The organism is Agromyces sp. MMS24-K17 (assembly GCF_043950245.1).
Taxonomy (GTDB): domain Bacteria; phylum Actinomycetota; class Actinomycetes; order Actinomycetales; family Microbacteriaceae; genus Agromyces.
In genome coordinates, this window is the sequence record NZ_CP171640.1 from 120,680 (window position 1) to 132,840 (window position 12,161).

11 protein-coding genes are annotated in these 12,161 nt (G+C 71.3%); 6 read left to right on the forward strand and 5 right to left on the reverse strand.

The window, feature by feature from the left end; genetic code table 11:
- Positions 1–216: 216 nt before the first annotated feature.
- From ACGGZK_RS00485 to ACGGZK_RS00510, 6 genes are all read left to right on the forward strand, one after another.
- Positions 217–1,146: a carbohydrate ABC transporter permease gene (locus ACGGZK_RS00485; protein WP_395244315.1), complete on the forward strand. Its 930-nt coding sequence runs from the start codon at positions 217–219 to the stop codon at positions 1,144–1,146.
- Positions 1,133–2,068: a carbohydrate ABC transporter permease gene (locus ACGGZK_RS00490; protein WP_395244316.1), complete on the forward strand. Its 936-nt coding sequence runs from the start codon at positions 1,133–1,135 to the stop codon at positions 2,066–2,068. Before ACGGZK_RS00485 ends, ACGGZK_RS00490 begins: the two co-directional genes overlap by 14 nt.
- Positions 2,069–2,168: 100 nt before the next feature.
- Entirely contained in the window at positions 2,169–3,503 is a 1,335-nt protein-coding gene (locus ACGGZK_RS00495; protein ID WP_395244317.1) for an ABC transporter substrate-binding protein, read from the forward strand.
- A gap of 245 nt (positions 3,504–3,748) precedes the next feature.
- Positions 3,749–5,656, forward strand: coding sequence for a DUF6807 family protein (locus ACGGZK_RS00500; protein WP_395244318.1), 1,908 nt, complete (start codon positions 3,749–3,751; stop codon positions 5,654–5,656).
- Positions 5,653–6,846 (forward strand): Gfo/Idh/MocA family protein, encoded by a 1,194-nt coding sequence (locus ACGGZK_RS00505; RefSeq protein ID WP_395244319.1) that lies wholly within the window; start codon positions 5,653–5,655, stop codon positions 6,844–6,846. Before ACGGZK_RS00500 ends, ACGGZK_RS00505 begins: the two co-directional genes overlap by 4 nt.
- 108 nt (positions 6,847–6,954) lie before the next feature.
- The gene (locus ACGGZK_RS00510) at positions 6,955–7,578 is read left to right on the forward strand and encodes a peptidoglycan-binding protein (protein WP_395244320.1); all 624 of its coding nucleotides are present in this window, start codon (positions 6,955–6,957) and stop codon (positions 7,576–7,578) included.
- A gap of 75 nt (positions 7,579–7,653) precedes the next feature.
- Here the strand turns inward: ACGGZK_RS00510 and ACGGZK_RS00515 are convergent, their stop codons facing one another.
- The 5 genes from ACGGZK_RS00515 to rplJ all read right to left on the reverse strand — a co-directional run bounded on the left by ACGGZK_RS00515 (position 7,654) and on the right by rplJ (position 11,980).
- On the reverse strand, positions 7,654–8,928 hold the full coding sequence (locus ACGGZK_RS00515; protein WP_395246011.1) for an MFS transporter: 1,275 nt from the start codon (positions 8,926–8,928) through the stop codon (positions 7,654–7,656).
- 59 nt (positions 8,929–8,987) lie between these two features.
- Entirely contained in the window at positions 8,988–9,449 is a 462-nt protein-coding gene (locus tag ACGGZK_RS00520) for a MarR family winged helix-turn-helix transcriptional regulator (protein WP_395244321.1), read from the reverse strand.
- A 159-nt stretch (positions 9,450–9,608) separates the two neighbouring features.
- Positions 9,609–10,799 carry an IS30 family transposase gene (locus ACGGZK_RS00525; protein WP_395244322.1) on the reverse strand — a complete coding sequence of 397 codons (1,191 nt, stop codon included), beginning with the start codon at positions 10,797–10,799 and terminating at the stop codon, positions 9,609–9,611.
- 262 nt (positions 10,800–11,061) lie between these two features.
- Positions 11,062–11,442 (reverse strand): 50S ribosomal protein L7/L12, encoded by a 381-nt coding sequence (gene rplL / locus ACGGZK_RS00530; protein ID WP_395244323.1) that lies wholly within the window; start codon positions 11,440–11,442, stop codon positions 11,062–11,064.
- Between the two features lie 49 nt (positions 11,443–11,491).
- A complete protein-coding gene (gene rplJ / locus ACGGZK_RS00535) occupies positions 11,492–11,980 on the reverse strand; it encodes a 50S ribosomal protein L10 (RefSeq protein ID WP_395244324.1) in 489 nt (162 codons plus the stop codon).
- Positions 11,981–12,161 lie beyond the last annotated feature (181 nt).

Consider the following 12,161-nt stretch of genomic DNA (forward strand, 5'->3'; position numbering starts at 1 on the left):
AGACCGAACACCCGTTTGACCTGCGTCTTTTCGCGAGGGTATTGCGGAATACGGTTTCCGGATGCGAGGATTCCCGTCGAACCCGAGATAGCGCTTTCTGAGCCGCTTCCCGGACCGACCGTGATCGACGACGATGACTTGGAGGACGCACGTGGCACCGTCGCCCGCGCCATCCGCCCCGCCGCCCGCCGGGCCGCCCGAACCCGGGGCCGCCCGATGAGCGCCCTCGGGGAGCTCCGCAGCATGAAGGGCGCGGCCGCCCCCCGGCAGAAGCGGCAGAACAAGGCCGCCTTCCTGTTCCTGCTGCCGTGGTTCGTCGGCCTCGTGGTCATCACCATCGGCCCGATGATCGCCTCGCTCGTGCTCTCGTTCACGAAGTACAACCTGCTGAGCCCGCCGCGGTTCAACGGCCTCGCCAACTTCGAGAAGATGGTCGGCGACGAGCGCCTGCACAAGTCGCTCGCGGTCACGTTCGAGTACGTGCTCATCTCCGTGCCGCTGCAGCTGGCGCTCGCACTGCTGCTCGCCGTCGTGCTCGACCGCGGCCTGCGCGGCCTCGCCTTCTACCGGTCGGCCTTCTACCTGCCGTCGCTGCTCGGCGCCAGCGTCGCGATCGCGATGCTGTGGCGGCAGATCTTCGGCGTCGACGGGCTCGTCAACGAGGTGCTCGCCTGGTTCGGCATCGAGGGCCAGGGCTGGATCTCCAGCCCCGACACGGCGCTCGGCACGCTCATCCTGCTGAACGTCTGGACCTTCGGGGCGCCCATGGTGATCTTCCTCGCCGGCCTCCGCCAGATCCCGACGATGTACTACGAGGCCGCCGCCGTCGACGGCGCCAACCGGCGCCAGCAGTTCTGGCGGATCACGCTGCCGATGCTCACGCCGATCATCTTCTTCAACCTGGTGCTGCAGATCATCCACTCGTTCCAGTCGTTCACGCAGGCGTTCATCGTCTCCGGCGGCACCGGCGGACCGGTCGACTCGACGCTCTTCTACACGCTGTACCTCTACCAGCAGGGCTTCGCGAACCTGAACATGGGCTACGCCTCGGCGATGGCATGGCTCCTCCTCCTCATCATCGCCGCATTCACGGCCATCAACTTCTGGGCCTCGAAGTATTGGGTTTTCTACGATGACCAGGACTGACACCGTGCTCGACCCCGCCCCGCTGACCGAGTCGGTGGTGACCGGCCTCCCCGCGGACCGCGTCCGCGAGCAGCGCCGCCGGCGCAGCCGGCTCCGCAAGCCCCTCGGCAGCCTCCTCCGCCACGTGTTCCTCATCGCCGCGGCGCTGCTCATGCTCTACCCGGTGATCTGGATGGTGGTGAGCTCGCTCCGCCCGAACGAGGTCATCTTCCGGGAGCCCGGCATCATCCTCGACAGCTTCGAGTTCTCGAACTACGTCGACGGCTGGAACGCCCTGTCGTACCCGTTCAACGTGTACCTGCTGAACTCGGCGCTCGTCGTGCTCGGCAGCATCATCGGCAACCTCGCCTCGTGCTCCCTCGCCGCCTACGCCTTCGCCCGGCTCGAGTTCGCCGGCAAGAAGTGGTGGTTCGCGATCATGCTCGTCAGCATCATGCTGCCGATCCACGTGATCATCGTGCCGCAGTACGTGCTCTTCTCGAACCTCGGCTGGGTGAACACCTTCCTCCCGCTGATCCTGCCGAAGCTGCTCGCGACCGACGCGTTCTTCATCTTCCTGATGGTGCAGTTCATCCGCGGCATCCCGAAGGAGCTCGACGAGGCCGCGCGCATCGACGGGGCGGGGCATCCGCGCATCTTCTTCCAGATCATCCTGCCGCTCATGGTGCCCGCCCTCGCGACCACCACGATCTTCACGTTCATCTGGACCTGGAACGACTTCTTCAGCCAGCTCATCTACCTGACGAAGCCGAACCTCTACACCGTGCCGCTGGCGCTGCGCGCCTTCATCGACGCGCAGAGCGCCACCGACTTCGGCGAGATGTTCGCGATGAGCGTGGTCTCGCTCATCCCGATCTTCCTGATCTTCCTCTTCGGCCAGCGATTCCTGATCAAGGGCATCGCGACGACGGGGATCAAGTGACCGGCTCCCCCGGTCCCTTCCCGGGTCGCCCAGCGCGCGCCCGCCACTGCACCACCGAACCTCCCCTGCACCACCTCCGCACGCAACGAAAGGACTGACCATGCGAGGCATCTCTCGCCGCCGCGCCGGCACCGTCGCCGCCATCGGCGCGGTGACCGTGCTCGCCCTCACCGCCTGTGCCGGCAACGACGCCGGCGGCACCGAGGAACCCGAGCTCACCCTCTCCGACGAGCCCGTGACCCTCTCCTTCACCTGGTGGGGCAACGACACCCGCCACGCGATCACCGAGGAGCTCATCGCGACCTTCGAGGAGGAGTACCCCAACATCACCATCGAGCCGCAGTACACCGACTGGGCCGGGTACTGGGACAAGCTCTCGACCTCGATCGCGGCGGGCGACACCCCCGACATCATCCAGATGGACGAGAAGCAGCTCTCGACCTACGCCGCCAACGGCGTGCTCGCCGACCTCGGCGGCTACTCGTCGATCCTCGGCACCGAGGACTTCCCGGCCGCCGTGCTCGGCACCGGCGCCCTCGACGGCACCCAGTACGGCGTGCCGGTCGGCATCAACTCGTACACGATCATCGCCAACCAGACGGTCCTCGACCAGTACGGCATCGACCTGCCCGACGACGAGAGCTGGACCTGGGACGACTTCGTCGAGACGGCCGAGGAGGTCACGGCGGCGTCCGGCGGCGCCGTGGTCGGCTCGCAGTCGTGGGGCTTCGAGGACGGCGGCCTGAACAACTGGCTCCGCCAGCGCGGCAGCGCCCTCTACACGACCGACGGCAAGGTCGCCGCGACCGAGGAGGACCTCGCCTCGTGGTGGCAGTTCCTGCTCGACGCGACCGAGGCGGGCGCCACGCCCGACCCCTCGGCGACCATCGAGCGCGAGTCGGGCGGCCTCGCCGAGTCGTTCACCGCGACGAACGCGTCGGCCTTCGGCCCGTGGTGGTCGAACCAGGTGCAGGCGCTCCGCGACGCGAGCGGCCAGGACCTCGTCGCCCTGCGCGTGCCCACGCTCGACGACGCCCCCGAGGGCTCGGCGTACTACAAGCCGTCGATGTTCTGGTCGGCGTCGGCCAAGACCGAGCACCCCGCCGAGGTCGCGACCTTCCTCGACTGGCTCGCCAACAGCGAGGACGCCGCGGACCTGCTGCTCGCCGAGCGCGGCGTGCCGGCGAACGAGAAGATCCGCGAGTACGTCACGCCGAAGCTCGACGACGTCAACCAGACCGTGGTCGAGTTCCTCGACGGCCTCGCGCCGCTCGTGGGCGACGCCCCGCCCGCCACGCCCCCGGGCGGCGGCGCGATCGAGACGATCATCGACCAGCACACCCAGCGCGTGCTGTTCGGCGAGCTGACCCCGGAGGATGCGGCGAAGAGCTTCATCGACGAGCTGCAGACCGCGCTCGACGACGCGGCGATCTAGCCCCCGCCTCCACCGACTGCGACGTCTCTCCCGTCGTCGCACCGACGGATCCTCCCGGACCGTCACCCCGGGCGACTCCCTGATCGTCCACCCGGCGGCCTCCCCCACCGCCACCCTGAGCGGCTGCCGCGCCTGCCTCGCGGCAGCCGCTCACCCCACTTCGCGTGCCGACCCGCGTTTCCCGCGTGCGGCCTGCGCCCCACCCGCGTACGTTCCTTCCCGATCACCGAGACCCGGAGGTCCAAGTGCCCAAGCCGCCCCGTCAGGTCACCATCGCCCAGGTGGCCGAGTACGCCGGTGTCTCGCAGGCCTCCGTCTCGCGGGTGCTGAACCGCAACCAGACCGTCGACCCGTCGATCGCGGCCAAGGTGCGCGAAGCCGTCGAGAAGCTCAACTACTCGCCGAGCCAGACCGCCCGCAACCTCGTGCGCGGCCGCAGCAACACCGTCGCGCTCGTCGTGCCCGACCTCGAGAACCCGATGTTCCAGGGCGTGCTCAAGGGCCTCAGCCGCGAGGCGGCGAACGACGGCTACCGCGTGCTCGTCGCCGACACCTCGGAGCGCGTCGGCGAGGAGGAGGAGATCGCCATCGAGGCGCGCTCCCGCTGCGACGCCCTGGTGCTCGTCTCCCCGCGCATGCCCGCCGAGCGGCTGCAGAGCCTCATCGCCCGCTCCGGCCCCACCGTCGTCGTCAACCGGCCCGTGCCGAGCGACCCGGCCGCCGAACTCTCCGTCGACTACGAGAGCGCCGCCCGCACGCTCGGCGAGCACCTCGTCTCGTTCGGCCACACCCGCATCGCCTACCTCGCCGGGCCGCCCCAGGCCTACGCCGACCGGCTCCGACGTCGCGGGCTCGCCGAGTTCGTCACGCGGTATCCGGGCGTGGAGCTCGTCGACCTCGCCGCCGGCTCCCAGGTGGAGGACGGCTACCGCGCCGCCGACGCCTTCATCGCCTCCGGTGCGACCGCCGCCCTCGCCTTCAACGACCTCGTCGCGCTCGGCCTCATGGCCCGGCTCCGCGAGGTCGGCGTCGACGTGCCCGGCGAGGTCTCCGTCGCCGGCGTCGACGACATCCCGCTGGCACGGTTCGCCGCGCCGGCCCTCACGACCATGTCGGTGCCGAGGATCGAGGTCGGCGCGCAGGCGTGGCGCCGGCTGCGCGACGCGATGGCGGGGCATCCGGCGACCCACCCGCTCTCGTACCGGCCCATCCTCGAGGTGCGCGGCAGCACGGGGCCCGCGCCCGAGGCGTCGGGCTGGCTCAGCCCGGGCCGCCCGGTGCTGCGCATCGGCGCCGGCATCGTCGCCCGCTACGAGGAGGGCACGACGATCGACAGCGTGCTGTCGCCGCGCCCGTTCCTGCACCCGGTCACGACCCTCGGCGGCGTGCGGGTCACCGACAGCCACCCCACCGACCACCTGCACCACTTCGGCATCGGCGTCGCCCTGCCCGACGTCAACGGCACCTCGTACTGGGGCGGCCGCACCTACGTGCAGGACGTCGGCTCGATCATGCTCGAGAACCAGGGCCGGCAGCGGCGCGACGACCTGCACGTCGACGGCGAGCGGCTGGTCGAGCGACTCACCTGGACGGACGAGCGCGAGATCGCGCAGCTCAGCGAGATCCGCGAGCTCAGCGGCCGCGCGGTCCGCGTCGGCGACGACGACGGGTGGGCGCTCGGGTGGCGCTCGACGCTGCACGCCAACTTCGGCGCCCTCGAGTTCGGGTCGCCCGCGACCAACGGACGCGCGGGCGCCGGGTACGGCGGCCTGTTCTGGCGCTTCCCGACCTGGGATGCCACGGTGGTCACCCGCGACGGCGTCGGCGAGGCGGCGGCGCACGGCTCGACCTCGCCGTGGCTCGCAGTCGTCGACCCGGAGCGGAACGTCACCGTGCTGCTGCTCCAGTCGGGCACGGATGCCCCGCTGCCCTGGTTCGCGCGCGTCGCCGAGTACCTCGGCGTCGGCCCGGCGGTCGCGTGGGACCGCGTGCGCACCCTCGCGGAGGGCGAGCGCCTCGTGCTCGGGCTCGACGCGCTGCTGCTCGACCGCGACGTGCTCGACCCGGCCGAGCTCGAGCGCTCGGCAGCCTTCCTCGACGCCACCCGCGACCGCTCGCCGGTCCCGCCGTCGCGTCCGGCGCCGCGCGCATGAGCGGCGACCGAGGCGCCGCCGCGGCCGCGAGCGGGGAGCAGGCCGGCGGCGCGCGGCCGGGCGGGCGCCCCCTCCGCGTCGGCGTCGCCGGCATCCACGGGCACGGCGCCACGCACGTGCGCGCGGCCCGCGAGCTCGAGCGGACGGGCGCGGCCACGCTCGCGGCGGTCGCCGACCCGACGCCACCCGGTGCCGACCCCGCGGCCGGCGGCGGCGTCGCCTGGTTCGAGGACGCCGAGCGGATGATCCGCGCCGGCGGCCTCGACGTCGTCGTGCTGTCCACGCCGATGCACACCCACCTGCCGCTCGCGCTGGCCGCCCTCGACGCGGGTGCGCACGTACTCCTCGAGAAGCCGCCGACGCCGACGCTCGCCGACTTCCGCGAGCTGGTCGCCGCCTCGGAGCGCACCGGCCTCGGCGTCCAGGTGGGGTTCCAGAGCCTCGGCTCGGCGGCGGTGCCGTTCGTGCGCGACCTCGTCGCCGACGGCGCGATCGGCGCGGTCGAACGCTACGGCGCCCTGGGCACCTGGCTGCGCACCGACGCCTACTGGCGTCGCGCCCGCTGGGCGGGACGGCGCACCCTCGACGGCGCACCGGTGGTCGACGGCGCGGTCGCCAACCCGCTCGCGCACGCGACGGCGACGGCACTCGCGGTCGCCGGCGCCACGGGCGAAGCGGATGTCACGGGCCTGCGCCTCGACCTGCACCGCGCGGCGGCGATCGAGGTGGACGACACCTCCTCGTACGTCGCCGACCTCGCCGGCGGCGCGACGCTCGCCGGCGCGCTCGTGCTCACCGCGCCCCGGCGCAGCGAGCCGTGCGTGGTCGTGCAGGGCGAGGCGGGCCGGATCACCCTCTGGTACACACTCGACCTCGTGCAGGTCGACACCGGGCGGGGCATCCCGTGGACGACGGCGCACGAGCGCCGGAACCTCCTCGCCGACCTCGTCGACCACGCGACGACCGGCAGCCCGCTGCTCGTGCCGATCGCGTCGACCGGCGGATTCATGCGGGTGCTGGAGGCGGTGCGGACGGCGCCGGACCCCGCCGTGATCGACCCCGCGTTCGTCGACCGGCGGGTCACCGGCGACGGCGACGCGCACGCGGTCGTCGCGGACGTCGAGGCGTGGTGCGACCGGGTCGTGGCCGAGGGGCGCACGTTCGCCGAACTCGGCGCGCCCTGGGCCTGACGGACGGGCCGCCGCCGGGAATCAGTGCCCGCCCTCACGCGGAGCACCCCGCGAGGTCGTAGCCTTCCCGGCGGACGCCCCGGCCGGGACGGGAATCGAGGGGGAACCATGACGACCGACAGCATCACCGCACCACCGCGGGACTCCATCGCGAAGGCCGATGGACGGACCATCCAGCGCATCGCCCGCGCCGGCGGCTACACCGGCCCCGACGACGGGGTCCCCGGGCCCAACACGTGGACCGGCCTCCAGCAGGTGGCGAAGGGATACGCCTACGCGGGGCACCTCGACGGCGCCCCCGGCCCGGCGACGTGGGACGCGCTCCAGCGCCTCGCCGCGAAGGGCGGCTACACGGGGCCGAACGACGGGGTCATGGGCCCGAACTCGTGGAAGGGCGTCCAGACCGTCCTCCGCTGGTTCGGCTACGCCGGCCCCGTCGACGGGGTGCCGGGGCCCGCGACGAACCGCGCCCTCCAGTCGCTCGGCAGCCTCGGCGGATACCCCGGCCCGTACGACGGCGTGCTCGGCACCCAGTCGTGGATCGGCGTGCAGACCGTGCTCACCGGAGCGGGCTACGCGGGCCCGACCGACGGCGCCCCCGGACCCGAGACCTGGAAGGCGGTGCAGCGCATCGCCCGCCGAGGCGGCTACACGGGCCCGATCGACGGGGTCCCGGGGCCGAACACCTACGCCGGCCTCGCCACGCTCATCCACCGCATCGACCCGATCTGAGCCAGGCGGCCACGACGGCGGATGCCCCGTGCCGAGGCTCGGCACGAGGCATCCGGGACCGCCGTGGTCGTCGCGTCAGTCGGCGTCGCCGAGCGCGATCGCCTCGGCGACCTCCTGCGTGTGCTCCTCGGCGGCGTCGGCTCGGACGAGCGCCTTCCGGCCGAGGGCGATGATCGCCAGGGCGATGAGGATCACCACGGCGGCGAACACGAACGGGATCGCCGCGCCGAACCAGTCGCCGATGAGCGCCGCGACGGGCGGGGCGATCGCGCCGCCGAGGAAGCGCACGCCCGAGTAGGCCGACGACGCGACCGGGCGCGGCAGGTCGGTGGCTTCCATCGAGCACTCGGTGAGCACGGTGTTCAGGATGCCGAGCAGCAGGCCGCCGACGATCACGCACGTGATCAGGCCGGGCACCGACGTGGCGAACACGGCGGCCAGCACCAGCACGACGGCGAGCAGCGGCAAGGTCGCCTTCAGCACGGTGGTGCGGCGCATCCGGGCGGTGAGGAACGGCGCGCCCCACACCGAGGTGATCGCGAGCGCGATGCCCCAGCCGCAGAAGATGAGGCCGAGCGCGATCGCCGAGCCCATGCCCTCGGCCTCGAGCACGAACGGCGTGTAGGCGAGCAGCACGAAGAAGCCCATGTTGTAGAAGAACGCGGCCGACGCCATCACGCCGAGGCCCGGCGTCGCGAGCGCGCGGAACGGGGCGGTGAGCCGCGTCGGCGTGCCGCGCTCGGGCTCCTTGCGGAGCAGCACGGTGATCACGACGAACGCGACCGCCATCAGTGCGGCGGTGCCGAAGAACGGCGCGCGCCACGAGACGCTGCCGAGGAGTCCGCCGAGGAGCGGGCCGATCGCGATGCCGAGGCCGAGGGCCGCCTCGTACAGGATGATCGCGGCGGCGGCCCCGCCGGAGGCGGCACCCACGATGGTCGCGAGCGCGGTCGAGATGAACAGGGCGTTGCCGAGGCCCCAGCCCGCGCGGAACCCGATGATCTCGTCGACGGTGCCGGAGAAGCCGGCCAGCGCCGCGAACACCACGACCACGGCGAGGCCGATGAGGAGCGTCTTCTTCGCGCCGATGCGGGTCGACACCCAGCTCGTGAAGAACATGGCGAGGCCCGTGATCGCGAGGTAGGTGGTGAACAGCAGCTCCGTCTGCACGGGCGTGGCGTCGAGGTCGCGCGCGATCGCGGGGAGGATCGGGTCCACCAGGCCGATGCCCATGAACGAGACGACGGCGGCGAACGCCACCGCCCAGACGGCCATCGGCTGGCGGAGGATCGAGGGCTTCGCCGCGTGCGGGGCGGCCGTGTGCGGGGCGGCCGTGCGCGGGGCGGCCATGCGGGGTGCGTGGGCGACCGCGGGGGTCGACGCGGTGTCGGGGCGGTCCTGGGTCGTCGTCATGCGACGGCTCCGGTCGACTCGGCGGCGTCGGCGCGCTCGAGGCGCTCGCGGATGACCTCGGTCGATCGCACGAGGGCGGCCACCTCGTCGGGCTCGAGGTCGGCGAAGCGCGGAGCGAGCTGGCCGGCGAGCTCGTCGCGCCAGGCTTCGAGTGCTGCGAGGCCCTTCGGGTGCGCGGAGATGAGCCAGGCGCGGGCGTCGTCGCGGTCGGCGATGCGGCGGATCCAGTCGCGCTCGTCGAGGGTGTGGATGAGCTTGGTCATCGTCGGCTGGCTGACGCGGCTGGCCTTGGCGAGCTCGCCGAGGCGGAGCGGGCCCTGGTCGCGGAGCACGCTGAGGGTGCGCCAGACGGCGGGGGATTCGGCGCTGCCGGTTGCGGTGGCGGCCAGGCGGGTGAGCCGGTGGCTCAGCGAGACGAGGTCGCCGATGAGGGTGCGGAGTTCATCGGTGGAGGGCATCCGACAAGTATATAGCCAAACTATCTATCTATCCCCGCGTGCCGCCGCCCCGGCCCGGCTCCCGCCCCGCGCCCGCGCCCGCGCCCGCACCCGATGTGCGCCATCTGGCGCACATCGCCCCGCGAAGTCGCGGAAACGGTCGAATCGGGGCCGGCGGTTTCAGCCGGTGAGTGCAGCACCGGTGATGAGTTCGTCCAGTCTCTCAGCGGGTGTATGGAAGTGGAGCGTTTGCCTGGGACGGATGTTCAGAAGCCGTTGGGTCTGGGCGAGTTCGTCGTCGGTGATGCTGTTGAAGTTGGTGCCCTTGGGGTAGAAGTCCCGGATCAGCCCGTTCGTGTTCTCGTTGCTTCCGCGTTGCCAGGGCGAGTGGGGGTCGCAGAAGAAGACTTTGCAGCCGGTCGCCACGGTGAAGGTCGCGTGCCGGGCCATCTCTGTTCCCTGGTCCCAGGTGATGGTCTTGCGCAGCACGGCGGGGAGGTGTTCGATCATGCCGGCCAGCACGTCGGTGACGGTCTGGCTCTCCCGGGTACCGGGCAGCCGGCCCAGCAACACGAACCGTGTCTGGCGTTCAACCAGGGTCACGATGCCCGAGTTGTCCGGACCGACCACGAGGTCGCCTTCCCAATGCCCGGGCACGGCACGATCGGCGACCTCGGCGGGGCGGTCGGTCAGGCGGGCGCCGTCCAGCCAGGGACGACCCGTCCGGGCGGGGAGCTTCGATTGCGGTTTCCGGTCGGCCCGGCCCGATCGCAACGCCTTCTCGACCGTCAGCTCATGCCGTAGGGCGCCACGGCCTTGTACGTAGAGGGCCTGGTAGATCGTCTCGTGCGACACCCGCATATCCTCCCGCCCGGGGAAGAGCACCGGCAGTCGTCCCGCGATCTGCTGCGGTGAGAACCGTTGACTCAACCCCTCGATCACGGCGTGCCGCAGCCGCGGATCCTGATCCAGCTTCCTCGTCTTCGGGCGTGAGCGCTGCTGCGCGGCGCGATGGTCAGCGACCCGCGCGTCATACAACCGGGTATTGCGATACGTCAGGCTCGCCCTGGCCAGTTCTCGTGACACGGTCGACGCGTGCACCCCGATCATCGCCGCGACCTTGCGCTGCGACATGCCCTGCTCGAGTCCGACCTGGATCCGTGCGCGATCAAGCGGCGACAACCGTCGACCGTGACCGGAACCGGCACCCGGCATCGGGACGGGTGCCCGGTAGCGGGCGCCGCCATGACGACCAGGAGACAATTCCACGCCCGCCAGCATCGCCCACCAATGGACCGCGCGCTGCCCTACGCCCAGCCGCTTGCCGACCTCGCGAGCGCTCAGCCCATCCAGCACCAACCCCAACGCCATGGCCCGAACCTGCAACGACGAATGAGACCCACCCACAACAACCTCCCGAACGAAGGTGCTGCACTGACCACCTGAAACCGCCGCCACGATTCCGACCATTCGTGCGACTTCGCGGGGCGGGGCGAGGCGGGGCGGGGCGACGGGCGGGGCCGGGCGGCCGGAGACGACGGATGCCCCGTGCCGAACGAATCGGCACGGGGCATCCGTGTGTTCAGGTGACGCGGGTCACCTCAAGTTGCGATCCCGCTCGCGCGGGAGCGGATTACTTGAGGGTGACGGTCGCGCCGGCCTCCTCGAGGGCGGCCTTCGCCTTCTCGGCGGCCTCCTTGTTCGCGCCCTCGAGCACGGCCTTGGGAGCACCGTCGACGACGGCCTTGGCCTCGCCGAGGCCGAGCGAGGTGAGCTCGCGGACGGTCTTGATGACCTGGATCTTCTTGTCGCCGGCAGCCTCGAGGATGACGTCGAAGGAGTCCTTCTCCTCGACCTCTTCGGCCGCACCAGCGCCGCCGGCGCCGGCAACGGCGACGGGAGCGGCAGCGGTGACCTCGAACTTCTCCTCGAACGCCTTCACGAACTCGCTGAGCTCGATGAGCGTGAGACCAGCGAACTGCTCGAGCAGCTCTTCGGTGGTGAGCTTCGCCATGATGTATCTCCTAGATTTCCTGGGTGTTCGTTCTGAGATCTCCGGGCGCTTACGCGGCCTCGGCGGTCTCCAGCTTTTCGCGAAGCGCGTCGATGGTGGCGGCAGCCTTGCCCATCGTCGCCTTCATCATGCCCGCGGCCTTCGCAAGCAGAACCTCACGGCTCTCGAGCGAGGCGTACACGTTGACCGCGTCGGCGTCGAGGGCCTTGCCCTCGAAGACGGCGCCCTTGATCACGAGCTGCGGGTTCGCCTTGGCGAAGTCGCGCATGGCCTTGGCAGTGGCGACGAAGTCACCGTGCACGAAGGCGACGGCGGACGGGCCCGTGAGGTCCTCGTCCAGCGTCGAGATGCCGGCCTTGTTGGCGGCGATCTTGGTCAGCGTGTTCTTCACCACGGCGTAGGACGCGTCCTGACGGATGTTGTTGCGCAGCGTCTTCAGCTGGGCAACCGTCAGGCCGCGGTATTCGGTCAGCAGAACGGCGGCCGAGCTCTCGAACAGGTTCGTGAGTTCGGCAACCGAGGCTTCCTTGTTCGCCATGGCCACTCCTTGTGTACTCAACGCGCATCGCGGAGGCGATGCACGGCCTGGGAGCGCCGGCGTCCTGGGAAAAGAAAAGAGCCCCGGCGCAGTTGCGCGGAGCTCGGCCGGGCAAGAACCCGGAAGTCTTCGTCACACCTGCGCGGGCCCCTGCATCTGCAGGACTTCGGTCACGTTCGGA